The organism is Cupriavidus pauculus, from assembly GCF_022179805.1.
GTDB lineage: Bacteria > Pseudomonadota > Gammaproteobacteria > Burkholderiales > Burkholderiaceae > Cupriavidus > Cupriavidus pauculus_E.
This window is the reverse complement of the sequence record NZ_BPUO01000001.1, coordinates 157,786-184,243: the sequence shown is the minus strand read 5'-3', so window position 1 is coordinate 184,243 and position 26,458 is coordinate 157,786. Positions and strand designations below refer to the sequence as shown.

The window sequence follows — 26,458 nt, the reverse complement described above, 5'->3', positions numbered from 1 at the left end:
GAATGTGGGATCGCGTCGATGTCGTCGATCAACCAAACGTAAAGGCATACGCCTGCACGCCGGGGTCGAGGAATTCGATGGCGAAAGTACGGTCACGGATATCACCGGTCTGGCGCACCAGCTGGTAGAGGCGCTGGTCGGTCACCGTGCCGGTGCCATCGCTGGCGATGTCGGTGCCGTGCGCATCGCCTGGGGCCTGGCCGTCGATCGTCACGCGGAACCGCACCGGCTTGCCGTCGTTGCCCGGGCCCAGCACCAGGTGCAGGTCGCGTGCATGGAAGCGGTAGACGATGCGTCCGTCCGGTTGCACCAGCGACGCGTGTTCGTCGCCGACGTTCCAGCGGCCAGCCAGTCCCCATTGGTTCAGCGTGGGCTGGGCGGGGGCGCTGTAGTCCTTGCTGGCGTCCTGCTTTGCACCGCCGGGCGACGCGAAATTCTCGGCGCGAGCGTAGCCAACGTAGGTCTCCGGCGAGCGCATCGCGTCGTTGTCGGCGGCCATCTCCACACCCTTCAGGGCACTGGTGCTACTCGTGGCCACCTTGGCCGAATCGCCATGGCCGGCTTCGGCCAGCAGTTCGCGGATCACAGCTTCGGACTTGTCATATTCGCCTTCGCCAAAATGGTGGAAGCGCACGCGCCCCTGGGCGTCGATGAAGTAGTGGGCCGGCCAGTAGTTGTTGTTGAACGCACGCCAGATGGCGAAGTTGTTGTCGATGGCAACGGGGTAGGTCACGCCCAGGTCCTTGGTGGCCTTGCGGACGTTGTCGATGTTGCGTTCGAACGCGAACTCGGGTGCGTGCACGCCGATCACCACCAGGCCCTGGTCGCGGTACTTGTCGGCCCACGCCTTGACGTAAGGCAGCGAGCGCAGGCAGTTGATGCACGAGTACGTCCAGAAGTCGACCAGCACGACCTTGCCGCGCAGCGCCTCGGCGGTCAGCGGCGGCGAGTTCAGCCATTCGACGGCGCCGTTCAGGCCGGGAAACTTGCCCTCGACCGGCAGGCTGGACGGATGGTCGGCCGCGCGCATCATCGATCCGCCTGCCTCGGGTTTGGCCGACATTGCCATCGACGTCTGCGTCATCGCTTGCGGATTGGCCTGCATCATCATCGACCCACCCTTGTCGGAGCCGTTGTCCCGACGCCCGGCGAAGGTATCCACCAGCCGTTGCTCGAGCCCGCCCGTGGCTACCGTCGACACGCGGGTTAGGATGCCGGTGTCGAGCCCCAGTGCGATGGCGCCCACGCCTACCAGCATGGCCGCGCCGATGCCACGGCGTACCCATTCGCCAGCGCCCAGCGAACGCTTCATCGCGGCAAATACCTTGCCGCCGATCAGCAGCGCCACGGCCAGTGACGTGGCCGCGCCGGCCGCATAGGCCAACAGCAGCAGCGTGGTGCCGACACTGGCGCCTTGCAGCGCCGCGCCGGTCAGCACCAGGCCCAGGATAGGGCCCGCGCACGGCGCCCAGAGCAGGCCGGTGGCGATGCCGAGCAGGAACGACGAGCCCGCACCAGCCGGGCGTCCGTCGGCCTGGGCGAGGTTGGTCAGGCGGCTGCCGGCATCCACCAGCGGCTTTGTCAGGCGTTCCGCCAGGCTCGGCAGCAGCAAGGTCAGGCCAAAAACGGCCAGCAGCGCAATGGCCAGCCAGCGTCCGAACTCGTTGGCCTGCGCCACCCAGCCACCGCCCACGGCGGCCAGCGTGGCCACGCCGGCAAACGTGATGCCCATGCCGGCCAGCAATGGCAGGCCGCTGCGTACGAACGGTTGGTCGGCGCGCGCAAAGACAAAGGGCAGCACGGGCAGGATGCAGGGGCTCAGGATCGTCAAGACCCCGCCCAGGTAGGCAAGTATCAGCAGCAGCATGGCGATGGACTCGAAATCAATGGGCAGCGGAGAAGGGCGCGTGCATGAAGCGCGTCAGGCCGAAGCCGGCCGGAAAGTCATGGCCACGCCGTTCATGCAGTAGCGCAGGCCGGTGGGTTTGGGGCCGTCGTCGAACACGTGCCCCAGGTGGCCGCCGCAGCGGTGGCAATGCACGGCCGTGCGGGTCATGCCGAACGACGCGTCCTGCGTGGTGCCCACGGCGCTGGCCAGCGGCGCCCAGAAGCTGGGCCAGCCGGTGCCGCTGTCGAACTTGGTGTTCGACGAGAACAGGTCAAGCTGGCAGCCGGCGCAGGCAAACATGCCCTTGCGATGCTCGTCATTGAGCGGGCTGCTAAATGGCCGCTCGGTGCCTTCCTGGCGCAGCACGTTGTACTGGGCCGGCGTCAGCTTCTTGCGCCATTCGGCGTCGCTCATCGTCACTTCGAAGGTCTCGGGCTGCTGCGGGGTGGTGCGCGCGGCAACCGGGCCGGCCAGCAGCCGCCAGCCGCCCACGGCGGCCACGGCGGCGGACAGGGTGCCGCCGGACAGCAACAAGCGTCGGGTAATGCGCATGATGGACTCCGTACTCAACAGGGGTGATCGGATGGTAGGCAACGGGGCGTATCGGAGTCCTCGCCGAACCTTAAACAATTCGTGATAACTGGCGCGGGCGGATTTCTGCACAATATCGGCATCTCCCCCACGCCTGTGACTGCCCCCGGTACCCCATGGAACATCCAAAACGGATCCTGCTGGTCGAGGACGACGCCAGCATTGCCAACGTGCTGGCCATGCACCTGCGCGACGAACGCTACGAGGTGGTGCACAGCGCCGACGGCGCCGAAGGGCTGCGCCTGCTGGAGCAGGGCGGCTGGGACGCGCTGGTGCTGGACCTGATGCTGCCCGGCGTGGACGGCCTGGAGATCTGCCGCCGCGCGCGGGCCATGACGCGCTACACGCCGATCATCATCACCAGCGCGCGGTCCAGCGAGGTGCACCGCATCCTGGGGCTGGAACTGGGCGCCGACGACTATCTGGCCAAGCCGTTCTCGGTGCTGGAGCTGGTGGCGCGCGTCAAGGCGCTGCTGCGCCGCGTGGAGGCCATGGCGCGCGACGTGCGCACCGATGCCGGCAGCCTGGAACTGGCCGGCCTGGCCATCGACCCGCTCGCGCGCCAGGCCACGGTCGACGGCAAGCGGCTGGACCTGACGCCGCGCGAATTCGACCTGCTGTACTTTTTTGCCCGGAATCCGGACAAGGTCTTCTCGCGCATGGACCTGCTCAACGCGGTCTGGGGCTACCAGCACGAAGGCTACGAACACACCGTGAACACCCATATCAACCGGCTGCGCACCAAGATCGAGGCCGATCCGGCGCAGCCGAGGCGGATCCTGACGGTCTGGCGGCGCGGCTACCGATTCGTGGCCGATCCTGCCGCCGAGCCGCTGGGCGACGAGGGGGAAGCATCGTGAACCTGTCGCTGACCCAGCGTCTGTCCCTGGTTTTCGCGGCACTGCTGCTGGCCTGCTGTGGCGCGTCGGCCTGGCTGCAGGTGCGCGCCAACGCGATGCACGAGAAAGAGGTGATCCAGGACCTCTCGCGCGGCCTGGCTGCCTACATCGCGCGCAACGCGTTGCTGGAAGACCAGAGCGCCATCGCGCCTCAGGCGCTGCGCCAGCTTTTTGGGCAGTTGATGGTGGTGAACCCCAGCGTCGAGGTCTATCTGCTCGATGACCAGGGCCATATCCGGGGCCACGATGCGCCCAGCGGGCACCTGATCCGCGACCATGTCGACCTGGCGCCGGTCAGGAAGCTTATCGACGGCGGCGCATTGCCGATCCTGGGCGACGACCCGCGCAGCGCGTCGGGGCGCAAGGTGTTCAGCGCCGCGCCGCTGCGCCAGGGCGGCTACATCTACGTGGTGCTGATGGGCGAGACGCACGACCGGCTGGCGGCGCGGGCCTCGCAGGATTCGGTCATGCGCACGACGTTGTGGTCGATGGCGCTGGTGGCCACGCTGGGGCTGATCGCCGGCCTGGTCGCGTTTGCGCTGATCACCCGGCCGCTGCGCCGGCTGACCAACGAGATCCGGCAATTCGAATCGGGCGACGCGCGGGCGGCGGCAGCCGAAGTGGTGGCCACGCCGGCACCGCGCACCGAGAGCCGGGACGAGGGGCGGGAAGAGGTTCGCGACGAGATGGTGGCGCTGCAGTCGGCATTCCGGCAGATGTCGGGTCGCATCGACAGCCAGTGGCGCGCGCTCAAGCAGCAGGACCAGGAGCGCCGCGAGATGGTGGCCAATATCTCGCATGACCTGCGCACGCCGCTCACGTCGCTGCATGGCTACCTCGAAACACTGTCGGTCAAGGCCGACAGTCTCACCGTCGAGGAACGCCAGCGTTACCTGGCGATTGCGCTGGCGCAGAGCGCCAAGGTGGGCGGCCTGGCGCAGGCGTTGTTCGAGCTGGCGCGGCTGGAGCACGGCATGGTGCAGGCCGTGCCCGAGGCGTTCTCGATGGTCGACCTGACGCAAGACGTGCTCGAAAAATTCGCGTTGCCGGCCGAAGCCAAGCACCTGCAACTGCGCGCGGGCGTGCCGCCGGCGCTGCCGCCGGTCTCAGCCGATCTCGGCATGATCGAACGCGTGTTGACCAACCTGCTCGACAACGCGATTCGCCACACGCCGGCCGGTGGCACGGTCGAGGTGGACCTGGCGAGTCAGGACGGCAAGGTGGCGGTTACGGTCAGCGACACCGGGCCGGGCATACCACCGGCGTTGCGCGAATCGATCTTCCAGCGTCCGTTCCCGTCGGGCGGCGCGCACCGTGGCGGCGGGCTGGGGCTGCTGATTGTCCAGCGCATGCTGCAGTTGAACGGCAGTCAGGTGAAGCTGCTCGATCGGCAGGGCGGCACCACGCTGATGTTTGCGCTGCGGGTGGCCCGGTAGGCCGGGCTAGCGCACCCGTTAGCCCAGCCGCTCGCGCAGCCAGTCCGTGAATGCGGCGATATCGGCGTGGATCTGCCGGTCGGCAGGAACGGCCATCAGGTTGTCCTCGAATGCGGTGAAGCCGTAGGGCGCCACGAGCGTGCCCGCGTCGATTTCTGCCTGGATCAGGCGTTGCTCCACCAGCGCCACGCCCAACCCCGCCAGCGCGGCCTGGATGCACAGATGCGTGTGTGGAAAGGTCGGTCCGCCGTTCGGCGCGATCCGCTTGCCTGTTCTTGCTTCCCACTGGTCCCAGGCGCTCGACGTGAAATCGTGCGTGATGCGTGTGCCCGTGGTGGCTTTCCTGGCGTAGGCGAGCGCGCAGACCGGTCCGAACGATACGGGCGCCAGGCGCACGGCGCGCTGCCGGTCGGCGGCGGGGTACGACGACAGGTCCCATGCGATTACGACGTCGGCACCTTCCGTACGCATTTCGCGCGCCGACGTCATCGACAGGCGGATGCGGATATCGGGCCGCACGCGATAGAAATCCGCCAGTTGCGGCACCAGCCAGCGCATCGCGAACGTGGCGCTGCAGGCCACATGCAGCGTAGGCCCGCGCGCTTGGTCCAGCACGCGTCCATAACCCTGTTCCAACTGGTCGAAGACGGCCCTCACTACGTCGTGGAACGCGCGCCCATGGTCGTTGAGCCGCACGCCGGTGCCGTCGCGTTCGAACAGTTCCACCCCGGCGTGTTCCTGCAACTGGCGCAGCTGCCGGCTGACCGCGCCATGGGTACGACACAGTTCCTCGGCGGCGCGGGTGACGGAGCCTGTGCGTGCCGTGGCCTCGAACGCGCGCAGCGTCGACATCGGGGGGAGGGTGCGCATCTGGATGGTGGCGGCGACCGCCGGTAATGTGAGAAAAACTGACCAAGGCTGAAAATTAACTCGATATTCGCCGCACTGGAAGCCCTCTACGATCTCCCCATCGATTTTTTTCTCACAAAGGGAGTGGGCATGCGACGCATTGTCGAGGTGGCGGGACTGGAGGTGCTGGACAGCCGGGGCAATCCGACTGTCGAGGTGGAGGTGGTGCTGGACGACGGCGCCAGCGGGCGCGCCATCGTGCCGTCGGGCGCGTCCACCGGTGCGCGCGAAGCGGTGGAACTGCGCGATGGCGATCCGCGCCGGTTTCTTGGTCGAGGCGTGTCGCGGGCCGTGCTGGCCGTCAACACCACGCTGCGCGATGCGCTGGTGGGCGCCGACGCCGGCGATCAGGCCCAGGTCGACACGATCATGATCGACCTCGACGGCACACCGGACAAACGCCGCCTCGGCGCCAACGCGCTGCTGGGCGTGTCGCTGGCCGTCGCGCGCGCGGCGGCCGCATCGCAACGGCAGCCCCTGTTCGCCAGTCTCGGCGGCGAGCGTGCCACGCTGCTGCCGGTGCCCCTGATCAATGTGATCAACGGCGGCGCCCACGCCGACAACGCGCTCGACTTCCAGGAATTCATGATCGCCCCAGTTGGCGCGCCGACCTTTGCCGACGCCTTGCGCGCCAGCGCCGAGGTGTTCCACACGCTGCGCAGCCTGCTGAAGGCGGCCGGGCACAACACGAACGTGGGGGATGAGGGCGGCTTCGCGCCCGATCTGCGCACCGCCGAATCGGCATTGGACTTCCTGGTCGACGCCATCGGCCGCGCCGGATACCGCGCCGGCAAGGATATCGCGCTGGCGCTGGACCCCGCGTCGAGCGAGTTGTACGCCGATGGCACGTACCGCTATGCCGGCGAAGGCGTCACGCGCACGGCCGCTGAGCAGGTGGATTATCTGGCGGGCCTGGTTGCGCGCTACCCGATCGTCTCCATCGAGGACGGCATGGCCGAGGACGATGTCGAGGGCTGGCAGTTGCTGACCCGGCGCCTGGGCAAGCGTTGCCAGCTAGTGGGCGACGACGTGTTCTGCACGCACCCCACGCTGTTGCGCGAAGGTGTGGATCGCGGCATGGCCAATGCCATCCTGGTCAAGGCCAACCAGATCGGCACGCTGAGCGAGATGCTGGAAACGGTGCGCGTGGCGCACGGCCATGGCTACGCCGCCGTGATGTCGCACCGCTCGGGCGAGACCGAGGACGTGACCATCGCCGACCTGGCCGTGGCCACGCGCTGCGGCCAGGTCAAGACCGGCTCGCTGTCGCGCGCCGACCGGACGGCCAAGTACAACCAGTTGCTGCGCATCGAGCGCATGCTGGGCACGCGCGCGGTCTACGCCGGAGGATCGGCCTTGCGCTACTGATCTGATCACCCGGCGGGTTACAGCAGCGCAAAGCGCGCTGCCTGCGGCCCGACCACGGCCGGGCGGCTGACCGGATACCGATGCCGGTCGCCGCCGGCTTCGAACGACAGGTAGTCCGGCGTCCAGCGCAGTCCGTGCAGGAAACGCGTCTCCACGCCATCGACGACGATGGCACCGCTCTGCACCGTGACGCTGGCACAGGGCAAGTGCAGCAATTCGGCATCGTCGCCGAAGTAATGGGCTTCCAGCAGGATCGAGGCGGCTTGGTAGGCAGGCATGGCGTTCCGTGTGGATACTGTATAAACGTACAGTAGTATAGCGACCTTCGTCGCACCGCGCACGTGCCGGATTCTGAAAATTGGGGGTGGGTTTTTATTCGGAAAAGTCTGGTGTGAGGCGCATCGTGCCCGCCGCTTGGTTGGCTCCCCTCCCGCCTGTTTTGGCTCCCCTCTCCCGCGACGCGGGAGAGGGGAGCTATTCAGAGAGGGGCGCACCCCGATCAAAATCTCCCCGCCCCAGATTGGTATAACCTGAAACACAGGAACCTCCGATCTTCCGGCGCATCTTCATATCGGAGAGATGTCTCGAAGCGAGGGTGATGCATGTTGGAACGAGAAAGCAGGGCATGCTGGTTTGCCGCGGGGTTGCTGACGGGCGCGATGACCGCCGGGCTGTGCGCGCTGCTGGGCAGCCGTCGCGCGCGGCAGTCGCATGTCTCGGACCAGGCCGCTGTCGCGCCCATTGCCGATACCCGGCCGCAACGCTCGGCCACCACATCGCACGAAACCGATGGCGGGTCGGACATGTTCGAGTATCGCGGGTTTGTGGTGCATCTGTTCTGGCAGGCGCTGGGGCCGGAGCGCTATCGCGCGTGGTGCGATATCTGGGAAGCGGGCGCGGTGGTGCAGGAAGCCAGCGGGCCGCCGGCCACCTTTCTCAACGCGGCGCAGGCACGCTTTGCCGCAGGTGAGTGGGCACGCCACTGGGTGCAGAACAACGGGTGAGGGGCCACGCCATCCCGCCGACGTGGGGCGTAAATCGAGGACACGCGTTGTGTGACGTGCGATGCCTGCGTGATAGCATGGCCCGCTTCATTCGGAGTCTATGATGTTTGTTTGCCAGAATCAGCCTTGCGGCGCTCAGTGGTCGCCCGACGAGGTGGAAATCAGGAACGAGGGGCAGGGCCCGCTGTTTCGCTGCCCATTGTGTGGCGCGCGCAATCACCTGGAGGCCCGCAAGGGGCCGGACGGCGCGCCCAAATACCGCCAGGTTCCGAATGCCCAGGCCGCGCCAGCGGCCGAGCGTCCGTCCAGGCCGGCGCCTCAACGGGGAAAGCGGCACTGACTTGGCTGCGAAAGAGGGGCAACGTCAATCGCGATAGCGATGTCGCCTCAAGGCAGCGTGGTCCCGTACCGTTAAGACAATCATGGACATTAGCGATATCTCCCACGATGCCGCCTCCAATGCTGAAGTCATTGGATGGGCGGGCGCATCCCCCCAGGTCATTGCCCGCGTGCTCAACACCGCGCTGGCGGCGCAGGATCTCTCGGGCTTTGCGGCGCTGCTGTCCGACATCGCACGTGATCGCGGGCTCAAGGGCGCGCGAGGCACGCACCAGTCGATCTACGACATGCCGTACGCGAGCCTGCTGCCGCGCCAGAAGCACCTGCTGGGCGATGCGTTCGATCTCTTCCTGAGGCTCGGACTGGAATTCCGTGCACGCGGCGACGGTGACGACGACGATCTGACGGACGACGGCGACGATCCACCGCCGCTGCGCGACATCGACGACGACGACGTCATCGACGACTGAACGACTGAAGCTGTCGCTTCATACGCCCGTTTGCCCCGCGCGGGGCAGACGCCGGCGCATCCGCACACCAACGCGCTTCAACCCATCACGCGCGTTCCAGTAGGCCAATCTCCCTGACCGCCACCGAAAGCATCGACAGCGCGGCCGCGCCGGAAACCCCGGACGCGCGCTGGTCGGTCAGCATCTGCGCATAGCGGTCCAGCGCCACCTGCCGGCTGCCGCGCCATGTCTCGATCAGCGCCGACGCGTCGTCGCCATCCTTGGCCTGCGCCAGCACGCTCGTGGTCAGCGCGCGCTTGAGGCGGCCCAGGTCTTCAAGCGTGGTGGTGCGCGCCAGCAAATCCCAGTGCGTATCGGCGGGCAGCGACAGCGCACGCTCGCGCAGCCAGCCGAAGTTGAGTTCCGTATCGAGCGCGAAGTACACCGCCGCCACGGCACCAAGGCTGCGCTGGCAGGACGCGGCCACCTCGGCGATGTCCAGTGCTGCCGCGGCGTTGTCGCTGGCCGCCACGCGCAATGCCAGTTCGTCGTCGACGCCCGCTTCCGTCAGCGACATTGCCGCATCGGCCATGGCCTGCGACGTCTCGGGCGGCAGCAGTGTCGACAGTTGCGGGGTCAGCCAGTGCGCGGCCTCCATGAAACGCGTTGCACCCGGTTCCACCGTGCCGCCGCCGCGCAGGTAGCGCACGAACCAGAGCGCCGCGCGCTCCAGCAGGCGGCCCAACGCGCCGAACATGCGTGCCTGGTTGGCATCGTCCACACGATTGTCGAGCGCGTCGATGCGTTCCCACAGCGCGGTCAGGCCAAAGACGTCGCGCGCCAGCAGGCAGGCGCGCACGATATCGGCGGGGCGGGCGTCGGTCTCTTCCATCAGCCGGTGCACGAACGTGGCGCCGATGCGATTCACGAGCATGTTCGTGAGGTGCGTGGCCAGGATCTCGCGCCGCAGCGGATGCCGTTGCATGGCGGCCGCGTGCTGCTGCTGCAGCGGCTTGGGGAAGTAGTCGATCAGCAGCCCGGCCACCAGCGCGTCTTCGGGCAGGTCCGAGGCCAGCAGTTCGTCGTACAGCCACATCTTGCTGTAGGCCAGCAGCACGGCACGCTCGGGCGAGGTCAGCCCCTGGCCCAGCGCCTTGCGTTCGGCGATGTCGGCATCGGCCGGCAGGAATTCGAGCGGACGATTGAGGCGGCCCGCGCGCTCCAGCCAGCGGATCAGCCGGCCCTCGGCATCGATCAGCACCGGCGCCTCGCGTCCGGCCACCGACAGCGCCTGGGTCTGGTAGTAGTTGTCCTGCAGCACCAGCAGGCCCACTTCATCCGTCATCTCGGCCAGCAGCTTGTTGCGCTGCTTCTCGGTCATCTCGCCGTCGGCCACCACCAGGCCCAGCAGGATCTTGATGTTGACCTCGTGGTCCGAGCAGTCGACGCCGGCCGAGTTGTCGATGGCATCGGTATTCATGCGGCCGCCGCCGCGCGCGAACTCGATGCGGCCCAGTTGCGTGAAGCCCAGGTTGCCGCCTTCGCCCACCACCTTGCAGCGCAACTCGTTGCCGTTCACGCGGATCGCGTCATTGGAGCGGTCGCCGGCCTGCAGGTGCGTCTCGGCGCTGGCCTTCACGTAGGTGCCGATGCCGCCGTTGTAGAGCAGGTCCACGGGCGCGGTCAGGATCGCGTGCATCAGTTCGTTGGGCGACAGCGTGGCCGCCTGCACGCCCAGCACGGCCTGTACCTGCGGCGATAGCGGGATAGTCTTGGCCGAGCGCGGGAATATGCCGCCGCCGGCCGAGATCAGCGCGGTGTTGTAGTCCGCCCAGCTCGACCGGGGCAGGTCGAACAGGCGCTGGCGCTCGGCCAGGCTGCTGGCGCAGTTGGGGTCGGGGTCCAGGAAGATGTGCCGGTGATCGAAGGCGGCCAGCAGCTTGATGTGGGGCGACAGCAGCATGCCATTGCCGAACACGTCGCCGGACATGTCGCCCACGCCCACCACTGTGAACGGTGTGGTCTGGATATCGACGCCCATCTCGCGGAAATGGCGCTTGACGCTTTCCCAGGCGCCGCGCGCGGTGATGCCCATCTTCTTGTGGTCGTAGCCGACCGACCCACCCGACGCGAACGCGTCGTCCAGCCAGAAGCCGTACGCGGCGGAAATCGCGTTGGCGTAGTCCGAGAACGTGGCCGTGCCCTTGTCGGCGGCCACCACCAGATAGGGGTCGTTCTCGTCGCGGCGCACCACATCGGGCGGCGGCACCAGTTCGCCGGACACCAGGTTATCGGTCAGGTCGAGCAGGCCGCGCAGGAAGGTCTGGTAGCAGGCCACGCCCTCGGCCAGGAAGGCATCGCGATCGGTGGCCGGCGGCGGGCGCTTGACGACGAAGCCACCCTTGGAGCCTACCGGCACGATCACCGTGTTCTTGACCATCTGCGCCTTCATTAGGCCCAGCACCTCGGTGCGGAAGTCCTCGCGGCGGTCAGACCAACGCAGCCCGCCACGGGCCACACGGCCGCCGCGCAGGTGCACGCCTTCCACGCGCGGCGAGTAGACCCAGATCTCGAACATCGGGCGCGGCTCGGGCAGGCCCTGCACCAGCGCCGGATTGAACTTGAACGATACGTAGGGGCGGGGCTGTCCGTCGGGACCGCGATGGAAGTAGTTGGTGCGGACCGTGGCGTTGATCACGTTCAGGAACAGCCGCAGGATGCGGTCTTCGTCCAGGTTCGGCACCTGGTCGAGCGCGGCGTCGATGTCGGCCAGCCACTTGCGGCTGCGCTCATCCTCCTCGGCGCCGGGGCTGGCGGTGCCCGGTTCAAAGCGCGCGATGAACAGCGACACCAGCATCGCCGCGATATTGGGGTTGGCGGTCAGCGCGCGTTCGATGTAGGCGTTGCTGAAGGTCGATCCCACCTGGCGCAGGTACTTGGCGTAGGCGCGCAGGATGGTCACGTCGCGCGCGGCCAGGCCGGCGCGCAGCACCAGCCGGTTGAAGTCGTCGTTCTCGATCTCGCCGTTCCAGGCGCGCGCGAACGCATCCTCGAACAGCGGCTTGATCTTCTCGATGTCGATATCCAGCGGCTTGCCATCGGGGTCGGCTGCGATTTCCAGTCCGAAGTCGTGGATCCACACCGGCTCGCAGCCGTCGGGCTCGATCAGGTAGGGACGCTCCTCGTCCACGCGCACGCCCAGGTGCTCCAGCATCGGCAGGCTCAGCGACAGCGCGATGGGTTCGCCCGCGCGGAATACCTTGAAGCGAAACGCGCCGGCCGCGGCCTCGATGGGCCGGTACAGGTTCATCGCGAGCCTTGCCGGGTGCTGGCAGGCCTGCTCCATCAGCTCGATATCGCGCACGGCGGTGCGGGCCGCGTAGTCCTCGCGAAAGCCGGCCGGAAACGAATCGCCATAGCGCCGCATCAGGCGGTTGCCGTTCTCTTCGCCACGGCTGTCGTGCAGTGCCTGGGCCAGGTCGTCCTGCCAGCGGCGCGTGGCCTGCACGATCCGCGCTTCAAGCTCGCGGGTGTCCACCTCGGGCATCGTGCCCGGCTGCCCGCGCACCGTGAGCTGGATGCGCGCCAGTGGCGATTCGGATAGCAGCGGCGTGAACTCGCAACTGGTGCCGTTGAACGCTTGCACCAGCAGCTTCTGGATGCGCTGGCGCAGGTCGGTGTTGTACTTGTCGCGCGGCACGAAGACCAGGCAAGAGATAAAGCGGTCGAAGCGGTCGCGCCGCACGAACAGCCGCGTGCGCTGATGTTCCTGCAGGCGCAGGATGCCCAGCGTGATGTCGAACAGCTCGTCCTCGTCGGCCTGGAACAGCTCGTCGCGCGGGTACTGCTCCAGGATCGTCACCAGCGACTTGTAGAGATGGCCCTTGGTCAGGAAACCGGCCCTCTCCAGGATGTTGGCGCACTTGCGGCGGATCAGCGGGATCTCGCTGGTGCTGACCATATAGGCCGTGGACGTGTACAGGCCCACGAAGCGGCGCTCGCCGAAAAGACGCCCCTGGGCATCGAGCAGCTTCACGCCGACGTAGTCGAGATAGCCCGGCCGATGCACGGTGGCCCGCGAATTGGCCTTGGTGATGAAGATCGGCGAGGCGCCTTCGATGATGGCGCGCGCGGCGGGCGGCAGCGGCGTGAGATCCTCGGTGCCGGGGTCGCGCAGCGCTTCGCGCAGGATGCCGGTGCCCGAGCCGGCCACGCCACGCAGGTAGTACTGGCCGTCGGTTGACACCAGTTCGTAGTCGCGCTGGCCCAGGAACGTGAAATGGTTGTCGAGCATCCATTCCAGGAACGCGCGGGCCTCGGTGGATTCGGGTGTGCCCGCGTCCTGCGTACGGCCCATGCCAGCCACGGTTTCCTGGGCGATCTGGCGCATGCGCGGCCAGTCTTCCACGGCGGCACGTATATCGCCGAGCACGGCGCTGATGCCCACGCGCAGCGCATCGAGCCGCGAGGCTTCGCCGGTACGGTCCACCTCGAAGTGGATGAACGATTCGAGCCGGCAGCTATCGGTGCTGGCCTCGCTGCCGCCCAGGTCGATGCTCTCGATCGCGCCGCGCGCATCGCGGCACACGCGGAACACCGGGTGGATGGCCGAGTGCAGCGTCAGGCCGTGACGGTTGATTTCCAACGAGACGGAATCCACCAGGAAGGGCATGTCGTCGTTCACGATCTCCACAATCGTGTGGTCCGAATGCCAGCCATGCTCTTCGAGGTTGGGGTTGTACACGCGCAGGCGCGCGGATCCGGGAACGAACTTCTGGGCGGTCTGCCAGTGGGCCATCACGGCGCCATACAGGTCGGCCACTTCACGGGCCAGCAGGTCTTCCGCGTCGGCCAGATCGTAGTAGTGCCGGAACAGCGGCTCCACGATGCCAAAGGTTGCGGCGGGCAAGCGCTCGCGCGCGAATGCGACCAGGTCTTCCAGCAGTTGCGCAACCTTTTCTTCGTTCTCCGGGGGCATGGCCTCTCCTCGGTGATTCGTCAGTGGTGTGCCGGTGCATGCTCACAACTGTAGGAAAGATTTGCCGGGCCGGGGTGACAAAACGACGACGCCCCGCAGGGCGGGGCGTCGGGCATGCGGGAGGGCGGAAGCGCGTGGCGCGTCAGGCGGCCAGGGCTTGCCGCGCGGTGCGGCTGGCAGTGTCGGAAACCACCAGCGCCAGCTCGTGCGCATTGCGTGCAGCCTGGCGGGCATGGCGTGCGACGTGCTCATGCAGCGTGGACGTCATGCGATGCAGCAGGCTGGTCAGCGCCGCGCGTTCGGCCGGGGCCAGTTGGCCCACCGATACCGAATGCAACGCGCGCACGGCCTGTGCCGTCCGCTGCAGCCGGGGGTTGGCATCGGCGGCGATCTGCGGCGAGCCGTCGGCCGGAAACTCGAGCCAGCCGTCGGCATGCAACTCGCGCAGCAGTCGCTCGGTCTGCGGCACGTCAAGGAAGATCGCGCCCTGGCACGGTTCGCCACGCGTGAATTCGCCTGCGCGGATGGCACGCAACAGCAGCCATTTCGGATAGGTCAGTCCGGACAGCGCCAGAGACTGGTCGAGGGCGCTCTGCCATGCGGTAACCGCATCGACGAGCGAGAGCACGACGGGCTCATGAATTTCGAGTGCTTTGGGCTGCATTTGCTCAGGTCTCCCGTATTAGGGTTTCTTTGCCGCCTGGACACTTCTTGGGCCGGTGCATTGGCCGGCCCGGGCGGCTTTGGCGCCGGCCTCTCGTTGGGGCTGGTCGCGCTTGAAAAATCAACAGGGCGAACACTATCAGTAATGTTGGGACATTTGCATGACAGGTCGGGTATGTCCTAGTCAATCTTTTGGCTGAGGCGCCGGGGTCGTCTCTTTACCTATGCATCGCGCGATATCGTCGGACAACTGACAAGAACGCGCATGTTTCACCAATGAAAAAGCCCCTGCGCGATGGCAGGGGCCTGGTGTGCCTGGGCGGGGGCGGGCAGAGGCCCGCGTGTGCCTGTTGCTGCTTATTGCTTCTTGGCGCCGTCGGTGTACGGATCGGCCTTGCCGGACTTGGCGCCGTCCAGATACGGATCGGGCTTGCCGGACTTCGCGCCATCCAGGTACGGATCGGGTTTGCCGGACTTCGCACCGTCGGTGTACGGGTCGACCTTCTTGTTCGGGGCCAGGTCCGAACGCGTCGACTTCTTGGCGCCGTCGGTGTACGGATCGAACTTGCCGGACTTGGCCGGATTCTGGTTCGGATTCGCCTTGTTCTTGGTGTGGCTGCCGCTGTAGAGGTCGCCGCCGTCCGTGTAGTTCTTCTGCTGCGCATGGGCCAGCTGCACGGCGCCCAGGGCAGTCAGGGCGGCAACGATCAGCGTGGGTACGGTCTTCTTCAGCATCATCATCCTCTCAAGTGAGGGCCGGACAGATGGGTCCGACCGGGAAACGGAAAATGTAGAAAATGCTTACATCGATGCTGACACTGTACCGGGATTTGTGACGGCCTGCCGCCGGAATTTGTAGTAACAATACTCGGGCGGCGGGCACGCCATGTCATGCTGTCACGCCACTGGCGGTCATTCCAGCGTGATGTTCTGGTCGGTCGCAATCTTCTTGCGCAGTTCCAGTTCACGCTTGATCTGCGCCGCATATTGTTGCGACGTGTTGCCGTCCGGATAGGCGCCGGCGTCGTGCAGGCGCTTCTTCACGTTCGGGTCCTGCAGTGCCTTGACCGCGGCGTCGTGCACCTTGGTGATGATGGCTGCCGGCGTGCCGGCCGGTGCCACCAGGCCGTACCACGCCATGTTGTTCATGTCCTTCATGCCTTCTTCGGCGAAGGTCGGCACGTTGGGCAGGCCTTCCACGCGCTTGGGCGCAGCCACGGCCAGCGCGCGCAGCTTGTCGCTCTGGATGAACGGCATGGACGACGGCAGGTTGTCGAACTGCGCGTTCACCTGGCCGGCCAGCGTGTCGTTCAGCGCCGGGCCCGATCCACGGTACGGGATGTGGACCATGTCGGTCTTGGTGATGAATTTGAACAGTTCGCCATCGAGATGCGAAATGCTGCCTTTGCCGGCCGATGCGTAGCTGAACTTGCCCGGGCTGGACTTCAGCAGCGCCACGAATTCCTTGAGGTTCTTGGCGGGCACCTTCGGGTTCACCGTCAGCACGTTCGGCACGTTCACGAGGTTCGTGATCGGCGCGAAGTCCTTGATCGGGTCGTACGGATTCTTGGCGTTCGTGGCCGGATTGGTGGCCATCGTACTGACCGTGGCAATACCCAGCGTGTAGCCGTCCGGAGCGGACTTGGCCAGTGCGTCGGCGCCGATCGCGCCACCGCCACCGCCACGGTTTTCCACTACCACCGGCTGGCCCAGTTCGCGGCCCAGCGCGTCGGACACGGCACGGCCGACGATATCGGTGGTTCCGCCTGCGGCAAACGGCACGATCAGGCGGATCGGCTTGGTCGGATACGATTGCGCGTGCGCCACGGTGGCGCTCAGACCCAATGCGGCGAGGGCGCCCAGAGCGCCCGCTTTCAGAACAGCTTTCAAGAGATGCCTCCCAACATATTGCTTGTATTGCCCGCCCGACGTGGTACGTGGGCGGGTTCCGCAATACGGAACTGCGTTCCGTGATATGCGTCGGAGAGCATTCAACCGCGAAAGGAGAGGGTGGGATATTGGGGGGAACCCGTGGAGGTCCGACCACCGGAGAGCGGCCTGGCGTATGGGCCGCACGGTTCGGGCACCAAAGCAAAAAGCCCGAAGCGTTTTAGGCTTCGGGCTTTTCTGGAATTCGCTGGTGGGGCGTGAGTGACTCGAACACTCGACCTACGGATTAAGAGTCCGCTGCTCTACCAACTGAGCTAACGCCCCAACGAAGAAAAAGATTCTAGCAAGGCAAATAGTATCGCGCAAGCCCCTTTGCACAATTTTTTTCTGGCCGACGTGCGTCTTACAATGCGCGCACCTCTGGATTGCCTGACGACCATGCACGCGCGCGTTCTCCGATATCTCGACGAAGTTGTCCGCCGTGGCTCGATCCGGCAGGCGGCGGAACACCTGCACGTGGCGCCGACGGCGATCAATCGCCAGATCCTGGAGCTGGAGGCCGAACTGGGCGCGCCGCTGTTCGACCGCATCCACAAGCGCCTGCACCTGACGCCGCTGGGCGAGGCGGTGCTGGCGCACGTGCGCCAGACGCTGCGCGAACACGAGGCGCTGCAGGCGCGCGTGGCCGAGATCAAGGGCGCGCGGCGTGGCCTGGTGACGATTGCCACCACGTCCGGCCTGGCTGGCGCGCTGATGCCGTCGCTGGTGCATGACTTCCGCCAGCATCAGCCCGGCATCGTCGTGCGTGTGGCCGACCTGCCGGTGGGCGGCATCGTCGCGGCGGTAGAGCAGGGCGATGCGGACCTGGGACTGGGTTACGATCTGCCCGAAGTGGCGGCATTCCGTGTGGTGGCCAGCCGCGACTGGTCGATCGGCGCCGTGGTGGCGCCCGGGCATCCGCTTGCCACGCAGACGTCGGCCACGCTGGCCGAGTGCGCGGGCTATCCGCTGATCCTGCCGGCGCCGTCGCTGTCGATCCGGGCGCTGGTCGACGATGCGTTTGCACGGCAGGCGATCGAGATCACACCGGTGGTGGAGTCTACGTCGGTGGTGCTGATCCAGCGCCTGGTGGCCACGGGTACGGGCGTGGCGCTGCTCAATCCGCTCGATGTGATGGAAGAACGCGCACGCGGCGCGGTGGTGTTCGTGCCGCTGCGCGAGAGCGGGCTGCAGCGCCAGACGCTGCGTCTGGTGGCGCGCGGCCGCAGTCCGCTGACCCCTGCGGGTGCCCTGATGGCGGACGCCATGGCCGAGGCGCTGGCGGGCCTGTTCCGCTAGCTGTCCACAATTTGTGGACAGCTAGCGCGAAATTCTGCGCTTGGGGTGGCGTGGCGGCGGTGCGTAGACTCCGGGTCATACGCAACCATAACGAACCACTGCCATGACCCTGATCCTCCAGCACGCCGACGTCCTTGTCACCATGGACGCCCAGCGCCGCGAAATCGCCGACGGTGCGCTGGTGGCCAACGGTGCCGCCATCGAATGGGTGGGCGCCACGGCGGACCTGCCCGAGACCTATCGCCGCATGATCGACGACGGCAGCGCCCAAGTGGTCGACATGCACGGCCATGTGGTGACGCCCGGGCTGGTCAACACGCACCATCACATGTACCAGAGCCTGACGCGTGCCGTGCCGGCCGCGCAGGACGCCGAGCTGTTCGGCTGGCTGACCAACCTCTACATGCTCTGGTCGCACCTGACGCCCGAGATGATCCGCGTCTCGACGCAGACCGCGATGGCCGAACTGATGCTGTCGGGCTGTACCACCACGAGCGATCACCTGTACCTGTATCCGAACGGCTCCAGGCTCGACGACTCGATCGACGCCGCGCGCGAGATCGGCATGCGCTTTCACGCGGCACGCGGATCGATGAGCGTGGGCCGCAGCCAGGGCGGCCTGCCGCCCGATATCGTGGTGGAGCGCGAGGCCGATATCCTGCGCGACAGCCAGCGGCTGGTGGAGCAATATCACGACGCGTCGCGCCACGCGATGCTGCGCGTGGTGCTGGCGCCGTGCTCGCCGTTCTCGGTATCGCGCGACCTGATGCGCGAATCCGCCGTAATGGCCCGCCACTACGGTGTGTCGCTGCACACCCACCTGGCCGAGAACGACAACGACATCGCCTACTCGCGTGAAAAATTCGGCATGACGCCGGCGCAGTACGCCGAGGACCTGGGCTGGGTGGGGCGCGATGTGTGGCACGCGCACTGCGTGAAGCTCGACGATGAGGGCGTGGCGCTGTTTGCGCGCACCGGTACCGGCGTGGCGCATTGTCCGTGTTCGAACATGCGTCTGGCGTCGGGCATCGCGCCGGTGCGGCGCATGCGCGATGCGGGTGTGCCGGTGGGGCTGGGCGTGGACGGCAGCGCGTCGAACGACGGTGCGCACATGCTGGGCGAGGCGCGCCAGGCCATGCTGCTGCAACGCGTGGGATTCGGCCCGGCGGCGATGAGCGCACGCGACGCGCTGGAGATCGCCACGCTGGGCGGCGCGCGCGTGCTGAACCGTGACGACATCGGCGCGCTGGCGCCGGGCATGTCGGCCGACATCGTGTCGTTCGACATGTCGGCGGTGGGTTTTGCTGGCGGCGGCCACGATCCAGTGGCGTCGCTGGTGTTCTGCACGCCGGCCAATGTGTCGACGAGCATCATCAACGGCCGGGTGGTGGTGCGCGACGGCAAGTTGCTGACAGTCGACCTGCCTGACGTGCTGACCGATCATCGCCGCCTGGCACGCACGCTGTTCGAGCGCGCCCAGGAAGCTGGCGTTTGATGAGCGGGCCGCATAAGCGGCCCTGCGCCCGGTTTCTGAAGCCGGAAAAGCGCCTGAAGCCAGAAAAGCAAAAGGCCGGAAGCATTGCTGCTTCCGGCCTTTCTTGTGTCTGGTGGGGCGTGAGTGACTCGAACACTCGACCTACGGATTAAGAGTCCGCTGCTCTACCAACTGAGCTAACGCCCCGACGAAGACCGAGATTCTAGCAGCATTTTTTGCTTTGTCAAATCTTTCGTGCAATCGACGAATCAATCGGTGCCGGCATGCGTGCGGCGCGCATTTCGCGTGACCGGATCGCGCATGGAATCGATCGTGAATCGGTCGCGCACCGCTTGGGATTTCATCGGCACATCACGCTGACACACACGCGTGTCATCGTCTGCAGGATGGAACTTGCGATACCCGCTGGCGGTCAGTGAGACGAATCTAAATCTGCAAGTGCGCTGTGGGGTATCGAAGACGATTTCCGCAAAGCCATGTTAGGATTCTTTTCCACTTGCATATGGAGGGCTGTGATGATGGAAATCAAATTCCAGGAGCAAGACCGCTACGACATCAACAACGAGGGTTTGCTGTTCCACGCGGTTGTCGATGGTGAGCAAGTGACTTGCGTGGTAACACGCGAAGCGCTTTGGGAAGGCTTCAGCGCTGATCAGGTGCTGTCGCTGGAGGAAGCATTCCGCGCCGGTCGTGACACGATCGAACGCGCGGCAGTGGTGCTGATCGAGCAGGGCGTGCCCCAGCCGGTCGTCGTCAAGCGCGCGCACGTGGCGCCGGTCTAAGACCGGACCGACGGCAAGCAACCCTCCGCCGCCGGCTTCGGCCTTGCTTCACCGCAGGCCGGTCGGCGCGCCAGACGTCCGAAGTGACAGGGCGTAATTTCGAGCAGTTCTCGGCAGTTTTTTCAAAGTCTGGTTGTCCGCATTGCCATTCAGGCAGGATGCGTCGTGTCCGGCATGGCGTCACGCCGTGGCGCTGGCCGCACGATATCGTCCTGTTCCTGCTGGTAGTCCGGGCCACCCGGCCGCTGCGTGCATTCCTCGAAAATACGCGCCTGGCACTGCGCGCAGATTTCTGGCGACAGCGTGGCGATGATGGTGTGCAGTGCCTGCCGCTTGGTCGGAAAGACGTGGTCGCGGCCCAGCTTGTCGGTGAAGCCCATCTGCTCCCAGGTCTCCAGCACCTGCGTGCGTGGACGATGGAAGTACAGGTCGCCGCCACCGGCGCGCCGTTCGGATAATTCCGCTTCCCACATTTCCGCGCCGGCCAGGTCGATGAAATTCATGCTCTTGGTCATCGCCAACAGATGCTTCTGCTCGGCGTCGACCGTGCGCAGCCAGTGCAGGCGGTCGGTCACGTACTGCACGGCACCGAAGTAGATCGCCCCTTCCATGCGCAGCAGCTTGAGCTGCGGGCATTCGGGCTGCGGGCGGCGCAGTTCGTCCAGCGGCGTGAAGCGCCGGCCGGGATCGTCGGCGTCGGGCACCAGGCTGCGCACCGCTGGCCGCGACGTGCGGTAGAGGTAGGCCACCAGCGACAGGATCGTGCCGAGCAGCACGGCCATTTCCAGGCGGATGACCAGCGTGGCGACGAAGGTGCCGACGGCGATGGCGAACTCGGTGCGCGACAGCCGCGCGATCCGGCGCAGCCGCCGGAAGTCGAACAGGCCCCACGCCACCAGCATCAGCATCGCGGCGATGGCAGCCAGCGGGATCTGCGCCAGCAGCGAGGCGCTGACCGTCACCAGCACGACAAGCAGCAGGGCCGAGAACACGCTGGCCAGCGGCGTTTGCGCGCCGGCCTCGAAGTTCGGCATCGACCGGTTCAGCGAGCCGCACGAGATGTAGCTGGAAAACAGTCCGCCGGCGATATTCGACAGGCCCTGGCCGATGAACTCGCGGTTGGCGTCGACATGCTGGCCCGAGCGCAGCGCCACGGCCTTGGCGATCGAGATCGACTGGCCCAGTGCCACGATGGTCAGCGCGGCGGCAATGCCGAGCAGGTCGGGCACCGTGCGCCAGTTGATGTCAGGTACGTGGAAGGGCGGCAATGCCGACGGAATCGGTCCCACCACGTTCACGTGCTGGGCACCGCCCCAGCCGCTATGGTTCAGCAGCATGGCCACGCTGTATCCGGCCATCAGCCCCAGCAGCATGAACGGCAGCCGCCGCGACACGCGCTTGATGGCCAGCGTGGCCACGAGCGTCACCACGCCGACAATCAGCGCGCTGCCGTTAATCGTATCGACGTTCTCGAACAGGAATCGCACCACGCCGAATGCGCTGGTGCCGGTGGGCACCGCCAGGCCGAACAGGTCCTTGAGCGCGTAGAGGCCGATCAGTGTAGCCGCGCCGCACGTGAACCCCAGCAGCACCGACGGCGAAATGAAGTTGGCCAGCGACCCCAGCCGCAGCGCGCCAACGGCCAGTTGCAGGATGCCCACGAGCATCGTCACGGCCAGTGCCAGCGCGATATAGGCCGGGCTGCCCGCGAACGCCACGGGGCTCAGCATCGCGAACAGCGCGAGCGAATTGGCGTTGGTGGGCCCGGACATCACGTGCCAGCTCGACCCGAACAGCGCGGCGACGATGCACGGAATCACGGCGGTATAGATGCCGTACTGCGGCGGCAAGCCGGCCAGCGTGGCAAACGCCACGCCTTGCGGCAACACCAGCACGGCGCCGAGCAGGCCGGCGATGACGTCGGCCCGCAGCGTCAGCGGGGTAACGCGCCGCAGCCACGGAAACCAGCGCTGCAGGGCGGGGGACTTGGCGTGGACGGCGGCGCCCATCGGCTCAGTCGAGCTTGAGCGTGGCAACCACCGGCGTGTGGTCGGACGGCTGCTCCCAGCGGCGCGGTTCCTTGTCGATCAGGCAGGTCGTGCAGCGCTCGGCCAGCGCCGGCGACAGCAGGATGTGGTCGATGCGCAGGCCCGCGTTGCGGCGGAAGCCCATCATGCGGTAGTCCCACCACGAGAACGTCTTCTCGGGCTGCTCGAACATGCGGAACGAGTCGACGAAGCCCATCGCCACCAGCGCCTTGAACGCGTCGCGCTCCTGCGGCGACACCAGGTTCTGGCCTTCCCACTTGGCGGGATCGTGCACGTCGCGGTCTTCCGGTGCGATGTTGAAATCGCCCAGCAGCGCGATTTTCGGGTACTTGATCATCTCGGCGCGCAGCCATTCGGTCAGCGCCCGGAGCCAGTCGAGCTTGTAGACGAACTTGTCCGAATCCAGTGCCTGGCCGTTAGGGAAGTACGCGCTGATCAGCCGTACATCGCCATAGGTGCCGGCCACCACGCGCTGCTGCGTGTCTTCATGGCCGGGAATGTTGCGTACCACGTCGGTGGGCGCGGGCATGGCGCCGTTGCGCGCCACGATGGCCACGCCGTTGTAGGTCTTCTGGCCCGTGAAGATGCTGTGGAAGCCGGCGGCCTCCAGTTCGGCCAGCGGGTACTTGTCGTCCGGCAGCTTCAGTTCCTGCAGGCACAGCGCGTCGATGGGCGTGCCCGCGGCGTCCTGCGCGGCCAGCCATTGCAGCACCTGGGGCAGGCGCACCTTCAGGGAGTTGACGTTCCAGCTCGCGATTCTCATCGGTAATTATTCTTGGGGATTGTCTTGTTCAACCGGCATGCTACCGCCCAGCAGGTCGCGCTGGTTCAAGATGGCGAAAGCAATTTCCGGGTGGGTTTCCATGCTGCGCCGGATGGCGGCCGGTATCGCCTGGCGCGTTTTGCGGCACAGGCCCGGCCGGTCGACCAGTTCGATGCGAAAGCCGCGCGTGGTGCGCACCACGTTGTCGCTTGGCGTGATCGTGACATCGATGCCCAGCAGGTCGTGCATCTTCGCCTGCATCCGGTTCAGCTCGTCGAGCGTGGCGACGTTCTCCAGCCGCTCGACGAGGTTCTTTTCCTCCTGCTGCGTCAGCCGCAGGATGCGCAGATCGGCGCCGGGGTTGTCGAGCAGCGCCTCGCGGTTGCAGACGCAGGCACCCGGTGGACATTCCTTGCGGATCGGGAAAGGCGTGTCCATGTGCCGGGTGCCCGAGGCGGACGATCAGGCCGCGGCGGCTGCCGTCTCCGCCATGCCGCCATGCCGCAGCAGGGCGTCGATCTGGGGCGTGCGGCCCCGGAACGCCACGAACGACTCCATGGCCGGCCGGCTGCCGCCTACCGACAGGATCTCGCGGCGGTAGCGCTCGCCGGTGGCAGCATCGAGCACGCTGCCCGACAGCTGGGCGGCTTCCTCGAACGCGGCGTACACGTCGGCGGAGAGCACCTCGGCCCACTTGTAGCTGTAGTAGCCGGCCGCGTAACCGCCCGCGAAGATGTGGCTGAACGTGTTCGGCCAGCGCGACAGCGGCGACTGCGGCACCACGTGCTTGGTGTCGTTGATCAGGCGCGACAGCTCCAGCACCGAGACCGCGCCCTGCGGGTCGTAGTCGGTGTGCAGGTGCATGTCGAACGACGAGAACACGATCTGGCGCAGCGTCATCATGCCGTTCTGGAAGTTCTTGGCAGCCAGCATGCGGTCGAACAGCGCGCGCGGCAGCGGTGCGCCGGTCTCCACGTGGGCCGTCATGGTCGACAGCACCTCGTATTCCCAGCAGAAGTTTTCCATGAACTGCGACGGCAGCTCCACCGCATCCCATTCCACGCCGTTGATGCCCGACACGCCCAGGTCGCCCACCTGCGTCAGCATGTGGTGCAGGCCGTGGCCGAATTCGTGGAACAGCGTGATCACTTCATCGTGCGTGAACAGCGCGGGCTTGCCGCCCACCGGGGCCGTGAAGTTGCAGGTCAGGTAGGCCACCGGCGTCTGCACGGTGCCGTTGCCACGTTCCTTGCGGCCGCGCGCGTCGTCCATCCAGGCACCGCCGCGCTTGCCCTCGCGGGCGTACAGGTCGATGTAGAACTGGGCCAGCAGCGCGCCCTGCGGCGACACCACGCGGAAGAAGCGCACGTCCTTGTGCCAGGTCTGCGCGTCGTCGGGCTCGATCTTCACCGAGAACAGCTTCTCGACCACGCCGAACAAGCCCTCCAGCACCTTCGGCTCCTGGAAGTACTGCTTGACCTCGTCGTCGGAAAACGCGTAGCGCTTCTGGCGCAGCTTCTCGGACGCATAGGCCACGTCCCACGGCGCGATCTCGGTCAGGCCCAGCTCGGCGGCCGCGAATTCGCGCAGTTCCTTCCAGTCGGCCTCGGCATAGGCGCGTGCCTTGACCGCCAGCTCGTCCAGGAACTTCAGCACGTCGGCCGGCGATTCGGCCATTTTCGGCACCAGCGAGACTTCGCCGTAGTTGTTGTAGCCGAGCATCTGCGCCTCTTCCCGGCGCAGCGTCAGCTGGTCGCGCATGTTCGACGTATTGTCCCAGTCGGCCTGGCCGTTGTTGTACTGCGGACCCAGTTCCGAGGCGCGCGTGACGCTGGCCTCGTACATGGTCTGGCGCAGCGCGCGGTCGTCGGCGTACTGCAGCACTGGGAAATACGACGGGAAGTGCAGCGTGAACTTCCAGCCGGCCTTGCCATCCTTCTCGGCGGCCAGGTGGGCGCCTTCCAGCGCATCGGCCGGAATGCCGCTCAGGCGCGATTCGTCCTCGACGTACAGCGCGTAGGCGTTGGTGGCGTCCAGGACGTGATCGGAAAACGCCTTCGACAACTGGGCCTGCTGCTCCTGGATCTCGGCAAAGCGCGGCTTCTTGTCTTCAGGCAGCTCGGCGCCGCCCAGGCGGAACCCGCGCAGTTCGTTTTCCAGCAGTTGCTTGCGGGCCGGCGACAGGCCGGCGAACTCGGGGCCGGCGGCCACGGCCTTGTACTTTTCGTACAGGGCCAGGCTCTGGCCCAGCGACGACCAGAACTCGGTCATGCGGGGCAGGTTGTCGGCGTGTGCCTTGCGCAGCTCGGGGGTGTCGGCCACTGCGCTCAGGTGGCCCACCACGCCCCAGGCGCGGCCCAGCGGTTCGGTGGCGGTTTCCAGCGCTTCCACGGCTGTCAGCCAGGTGGCCGGCGTGGCCGGGTCTTCGGTACGGGTGACGGCGGTCTGGGCTTCGGCCAGCAGCACGTCCAGCGCCGGGCCGATATGCTCGGGGCGGATCTCGGCAAAGCGGGGCAGATCGGCGAAATCGAGCAGCGGATTGGTGGCGCGGTCGGTGGTATCAGTCATGGCTATTCCCGGTTGGCGTGCCGCGGGCGGGAGCGCGAGGCGGCACGATTACCTGTGCAAGATGAGGCCTTTGCGGCCAAATATCCAGTACGACTTGACTATCAGGGTGATTGAGGCGCGCCCGGCGCGCCATCGGGACCTTTCCTCAGGCCAGGCCCGCCTTGCGCTCGGCTGCTTCCAGCGTGTTGATCAGCAGCATCGTGATGGTCATCGGACCCACGCCACCCGGCACCGGCGTGATGTAGCCAGCTACCTCGCGCACGCCGGCAAAGTCCACGTCACCGCACAGCTTGCCGGCGTCGTCGCGGTTCATGCCCACGTCGATGACCACGGCGCCCGGCTTGACGATGTCGGCGGTGATGATATTGCGGCGGCCCACGGCGGCCACGATCACGTCGGCATCGCGGGTATGGGCGGCCAGGTCGCGCGTCTTGCTGTTGCAGATGGTGACGGTTGCGCCCGCCTGCAGCAGCAACATGGCCATCGGCTTGCCGACGATATTGGAGGCGCCCACCACCACGGCGCGGGCGCCGCGCAGCGGGTACTGGATAGATTCCAGCATCTTCATGCAGCCGTACGGGGTGCACGGGCGGAACAGCGGCGCGCCGGTCATCAGGGCGCCGGCATTGGCCACGTGGAAGCCGTCGACGTCCTTTTCCGGGGCGATGGCTTCCAGCACCTTGTGGCTGTCGATGTGCTTGGGCAGCGGCAACTGCACCAGGATGCCGTGGATCTTCGGATCGTTGTTCAGCGCGTCGATGCGGGCCAGCAGGTCGGCCTCGGACAGGTCGGCCGGGTAGCGGTCCAGCGACGAGTAGAAGCCGTTGTCCTCGCAGGCCTTGACCTTGTTGCGCACGTAGACCTGGCTGGCCTGGTCCTCGCCCACGAGCACCACGGCCAGGCCCGGCTGGTGGCCGGCGGCGGTCAGGCGGGCGGCGCGCTGGGCGGCTTCGGCGCGGATTTGTTTGGCGAGGGCGTTACCGTCGATCAGTTGAGCGGACATGGGCGTACGTGACTGGAAAGGCTGGAGGATGGGGCAGGCGCCGCACG

General features: G+C 66.6%; 22 protein-coding genes and 2 tRNA genes. 9 read left to right on the top strand and 15 right to left on the bottom strand.

What is annotated here, in order from left to right; all coding sequences use genetic code 11:
- Positions 1-28: 28 nt before the first annotated feature.
- Both MFF62_RS00980 and msrB read right to left on the bottom strand, forming a co-directional pair.
- On the bottom strand, positions 29-1,867 hold the full coding sequence (locus tag MFF62_RS00980; RefSeq protein ID WP_238259067.1) for a cytochrome c biogenesis protein DipZ: 1,839 nt from the start codon (positions 1,865-1,867) through the stop codon (positions 29-31).
- Positions 1,868-1,921: 54 nt separating this feature from the next.
- The gene (gene msrB / locus MFF62_RS00975; RefSeq protein ID WP_238259066.1) at positions 1,922-2,440 is read right to left on the bottom strand and encodes a peptide-methionine (R)-S-oxide reductase MsrB; all 519 of its coding nucleotides are present in this window, start codon (positions 2,438-2,440) and stop codon (positions 1,922-1,924) included.
- A gap of 155 nt (positions 2,441-2,595) precedes the next feature.
- Between msrB and MFF62_RS00970 the strand changes: the two genes are divergently transcribed.
- Together MFF62_RS00970 and MFF62_RS00965 are read left to right on the top strand one after the other, a co-directional pair.
- A complete protein-coding gene (locus MFF62_RS00970; protein ID WP_238259065.1) occupies positions 2,596-3,339 on the top strand; it encodes a response regulator transcription factor in 744 nt (247 codons plus the stop codon).
- Positions 3,336-4,814: a sensor histidine kinase gene (locus tag MFF62_RS00965; protein WP_238259064.1), complete on the top strand. Its 1,479-nt coding sequence runs from the start codon at positions 3,336-3,338 to the stop codon at positions 4,812-4,814. Before MFF62_RS00970 ends, MFF62_RS00965 begins: the two co-directional genes overlap by 4 nt.
- A gap of 18 nt (positions 4,815-4,832) precedes the next feature.
- Here the strand turns inward: MFF62_RS00965 and MFF62_RS00960 are convergent, their stop codons facing one another.
- Positions 4,833-5,684 (bottom strand): LysR substrate-binding domain-containing protein, encoded by an 852-nt coding sequence (locus tag MFF62_RS00960; RefSeq protein WP_238259063.1) that lies wholly within the window; start codon positions 5,682-5,684, stop codon positions 4,833-4,835.
- A gap of 129 nt (positions 5,685-5,813) precedes the next feature.
- Here MFF62_RS00960 and eno point away from each other — a divergent pair, with 129 nt between their 5' ends.
- Positions 5,814-7,091 carry a phosphopyruvate hydratase gene (eno, locus tag MFF62_RS00955; protein WP_238259062.1) on the top strand — a complete coding sequence of 426 codons (1,278 nt, stop codon included), beginning with the start codon at positions 5,814-5,816 and terminating at the stop codon, positions 7,089-7,091.
- 17 nt (positions 7,092-7,108) lie between these two features.
- On the opposite strand, the gene MFF62_RS00950 is transcribed toward eno, so the two are convergent.
- A complete protein-coding gene (locus tag MFF62_RS00950; RefSeq protein ID WP_238259061.1) occupies positions 7,109-7,369 on the bottom strand; it encodes a hypothetical protein in 261 nt (86 codons plus the stop codon).
- A 324-nt stretch (positions 7,370-7,693) separates the two neighbouring features.
- Between MFF62_RS00950 and MFF62_RS00945 the strand changes: the two genes are divergently transcribed.
- The 3 genes from MFF62_RS00945 (at position 7,694) to MFF62_RS00935 (ending at position 8,904) form a co-directional block, all read left to right on the top strand.
- The gene (locus MFF62_RS00945) at positions 7,694-8,095 is read left to right on the top strand and encodes a hypothetical protein (RefSeq protein WP_238259060.1); all 402 of its coding nucleotides are present in this window, start codon (positions 7,694-7,696) and stop codon (positions 8,093-8,095) included.
- 103 nt (positions 8,096-8,198) lie between these two features.
- Positions 8,199-8,435: a hypothetical protein gene (locus MFF62_RS00940; RefSeq protein WP_238260046.1), complete on the top strand. Its 237-nt coding sequence runs from the start codon at positions 8,199-8,201 to the stop codon at positions 8,433-8,435.
- Between the two features lie 82 nt (positions 8,436-8,517).
- Positions 8,518-8,904: a hypothetical protein gene (locus tag MFF62_RS00935; RefSeq protein ID WP_238259059.1), complete on the top strand. Its 387-nt coding sequence runs from the start codon at positions 8,518-8,520 to the stop codon at positions 8,902-8,904.
- Positions 8,905-8,989: 85 nt separating this feature from the next.
- Here MFF62_RS00935 and MFF62_RS00930 read toward each other — a convergent pair whose 3' ends face one another.
- The 5 genes from MFF62_RS00930 to MFF62_RS00910 all read right to left on the bottom strand — a co-directional run bounded on the left by MFF62_RS00930 (position 8,990) and on the right by MFF62_RS00910 (position 16,738).
- Positions 8,990-13,861 carry an NAD-glutamate dehydrogenase gene (locus MFF62_RS00930; protein ID WP_238259058.1) on the bottom strand — a complete coding sequence of 1,624 codons (4,872 nt, stop codon included), beginning with the start codon at positions 13,859-13,861 and terminating at the stop codon, positions 8,990-8,992.
- 142 nt (positions 13,862-14,003) lie between these two features.
- Positions 14,004-14,525: a MarR family transcriptional regulator gene (locus MFF62_RS00925; RefSeq protein ID WP_238259057.1), complete on the bottom strand. Its 522-nt coding sequence runs from the start codon at positions 14,523-14,525 to the stop codon at positions 14,004-14,006.
- 356 nt (positions 14,526-14,881) lie between these two features.
- Positions 14,882-15,259 carry a hypothetical protein gene (locus MFF62_RS00920; protein ID WP_238260044.1) on the bottom strand — a complete coding sequence of 126 codons (378 nt, stop codon included), beginning with the start codon at positions 15,257-15,259 and terminating at the stop codon, positions 14,882-14,884.
- Positions 15,260-15,436: 177 nt separating this feature from the next.
- Complete coding sequence (locus tag MFF62_RS00915) at positions 15,437-16,414, bottom strand: Bug family tripartite tricarboxylate transporter substrate binding protein (RefSeq protein WP_238259056.1); 978 nt, start codon at positions 16,412-16,414, stop codon at positions 15,437-15,439.
- Between the two features lie 248 nt (positions 16,415-16,662).
- A tRNA-Lys gene (locus MFF62_RS00910) sits at positions 16,663-16,738 on the bottom strand.
- Between the two features lie 114 nt (positions 16,739-16,852).
- Between MFF62_RS00910 and MFF62_RS00905 the strand changes: the two genes are divergently transcribed.
- Together MFF62_RS00905 and MFF62_RS00900 are read left to right on the top strand one after the other, a co-directional pair.
- A complete protein-coding gene (locus MFF62_RS00905; RefSeq protein ID WP_238260043.1) occupies positions 16,853-17,752 on the top strand; it encodes a LysR substrate-binding domain-containing protein in 900 nt (299 codons plus the stop codon).
- 103 nt (positions 17,753-17,855) lie between these two features.
- Positions 17,856-19,247, top strand: a complete 1,392-nt coding sequence (locus tag MFF62_RS00900) for an 8-oxoguanine deaminase (RefSeq protein ID WP_238259055.1) — start codon at positions 17,856-17,858, stop codon at positions 19,245-19,247.
- Positions 19,248-19,357: 110 nt separating this feature from the next.
- Here the strand turns inward: MFF62_RS00900 and MFF62_RS00895 are convergent.
- Positions 19,358-19,433 (bottom strand) — tRNA-Lys (locus tag MFF62_RS00895).
- Positions 19,434-19,765: 332 nt separating this feature from the next.
- Between MFF62_RS00895 and MFF62_RS00890 the strand changes: the two genes are divergently transcribed.
- Complete coding sequence (locus tag MFF62_RS00890) at positions 19,766-20,029, top strand: DUF1488 family protein (RefSeq protein ID WP_238260032.1); 264 nt, start codon at positions 19,766-19,768, stop codon at positions 20,027-20,029.
- A 149-nt stretch (positions 20,030-20,178) separates the two neighbouring features.
- Here the strand turns inward: MFF62_RS00890 and MFF62_RS00885 are convergent, their stop codons facing one another.
- From MFF62_RS00885 to folD, 5 genes are all read right to left on the bottom strand, one after another.
- Positions 20,179-22,038: a SulP family inorganic anion transporter gene (locus MFF62_RS00885; RefSeq protein WP_238259054.1), complete on the bottom strand. Its 1,860-nt coding sequence runs from the start codon at positions 22,036-22,038 to the stop codon at positions 20,179-20,181.
- A 4-nt stretch (positions 22,039-22,042) separates the two neighbouring features.
- Complete coding sequence (xth, locus tag MFF62_RS00880) at positions 22,043-22,840, bottom strand: exodeoxyribonuclease III (protein ID WP_238259053.1); 798 nt, start codon at positions 22,838-22,840, stop codon at positions 22,043-22,045.
- Between the two features lie 6 nt (positions 22,841-22,846).
- Positions 22,847-23,278, bottom strand: a complete 432-nt coding sequence (locus tag MFF62_RS00875; RefSeq protein ID WP_238259052.1) for a hypothetical protein — start codon at positions 23,276-23,278, stop codon at positions 22,847-22,849.
- 24 nt (positions 23,279-23,302) lie between these two features.
- Positions 23,303-25,408 carry a M3 family metallopeptidase gene (locus MFF62_RS00870; RefSeq protein WP_238259051.1) on the bottom strand — a complete coding sequence of 702 codons (2,106 nt, stop codon included), beginning with the start codon at positions 25,406-25,408 and terminating at the stop codon, positions 23,303-23,305.
- A gap of 145 nt (positions 25,409-25,553) precedes the next feature.
- On the bottom strand, positions 25,554-26,411 hold the full coding sequence (gene folD / locus MFF62_RS00865) for a bifunctional methylenetetrahydrofolate dehydrogenase/methenyltetrahydrofolate cyclohydrolase FolD (RefSeq protein WP_238259050.1): 858 nt from the start codon (positions 26,409-26,411) through the stop codon (positions 25,554-25,556).
- Between the last annotated feature and the right edge of the window lie 47 nt (positions 26,412-26,458).

Bases quoted from the DNA above. Each gene is read 5' to 3' on its own strand.
- xth (WP_238259053.1), bottom strand. From the start codon at position 22,840: ATGAGAATCGCGAGCTGGAACGTCAACTCCCTGAAGGTGCGCCTGCCC.
- MFF62_RS00900 (WP_238259055.1), top strand. From the start codon at position 17,856: ATGACCCTGATCCTCCAGCACGCCGACGTCCTTGTCACCATGGACGCC.
- MFF62_RS00925 (WP_238259057.1), bottom strand. From the start codon at position 14,525: ATGCAGCCCAAAGCACTCGAAATTCATGAGCCCGTCGTGCTCTCGCTC.
- MFF62_RS00885 (WP_238259054.1), bottom strand. From the start codon at position 22,038: ATGGGCGCCGCCGTCCACGCCAAGTCCCCCGCCCTGCAGCGCTGGTTT.
- MFF62_RS00920 (WP_238260044.1), bottom strand. From the start codon at position 15,259: ATGCTGAAGAAGACCGTACCCACGCTGATCGTTGCCGCCCTGACTGCC.
- MFF62_RS00980 (WP_238259067.1), bottom strand. From the start codon at position 1,867: ATGCTGCTGCTGATACTTGCCTACCTGGGCGGGGTCTTGACGATCCTG.
- MFF62_RS00940 (WP_238260046.1), top strand. From the start codon at position 8,199: ATGTTTGTTTGCCAGAATCAGCCTTGCGGCGCTCAGTGGTCGCCCGAC.
- MFF62_RS00905 (WP_238260043.1), top strand. From the start codon at position 16,853: ATGCACGCGCGCGTTCTCCGATATCTCGACGAAGTTGTCCGCCGTGGC.
- MFF62_RS00890 (WP_238260032.1), top strand. From the start codon at position 19,766: ATGGAAATCAAATTCCAGGAGCAAGACCGCTACGACATCAACAACGAG.
- MFF62_RS00960 (WP_238259063.1), bottom strand. From the start codon at position 5,684: ATGCGCACCCTCCCCCCGATGTCGACGCTGCGCGCGTTCGAGGCCACG.
- folD (WP_238259050.1), bottom strand. From the start codon at position 26,411: ATGTCCGCTCAACTGATCGACGGTAACGCCCTCGCCAAACAAATCCGC.
- MFF62_RS00870 (WP_238259051.1), bottom strand. From the start codon at position 25,408: ATGACTGATACCACCGACCGCGCCACCAATCCGCTGCTCGATTTCGCC.
- eno (WP_238259062.1), top strand. From the start codon at position 5,814: ATGCGACGCATTGTCGAGGTGGCGGGACTGGAGGTGCTGGACAGCCGG.
- MFF62_RS00930 (WP_238259058.1), bottom strand. From the start codon at position 13,861: ATGCCCCCGGAGAACGAAGAAAAGGTTGCGCAACTGCTGGAAGACCTG.
- MFF62_RS00950 (WP_238259061.1), bottom strand. From the start codon at position 7,369: ATGCCTGCCTACCAAGCCGCCTCGATCCTGCTGGAAGCCCATTACTTC.
- MFF62_RS00935 (WP_238259059.1), top strand. From the start codon at position 8,518: ATGGACATTAGCGATATCTCCCACGATGCCGCCTCCAATGCTGAAGTC.
- MFF62_RS00875 (WP_238259052.1), bottom strand. From the start codon at position 23,278: ATGGACACGCCTTTCCCGATCCGCAAGGAATGTCCACCGGGTGCCTGC.
- MFF62_RS00970 (WP_238259065.1), top strand. From the start codon at position 2,596: ATGGAACATCCAAAACGGATCCTGCTGGTCGAGGACGACGCCAGCATT.
- msrB (WP_238259066.1), bottom strand. From the start codon at position 2,440: ATGCGCATTACCCGACGCTTGTTGCTGTCCGGCGGCACCCTGTCCGCC.
- MFF62_RS00945 (WP_238259060.1), top strand. From the start codon at position 7,694: ATGTTGGAACGAGAAAGCAGGGCATGCTGGTTTGCCGCGGGGTTGCTG.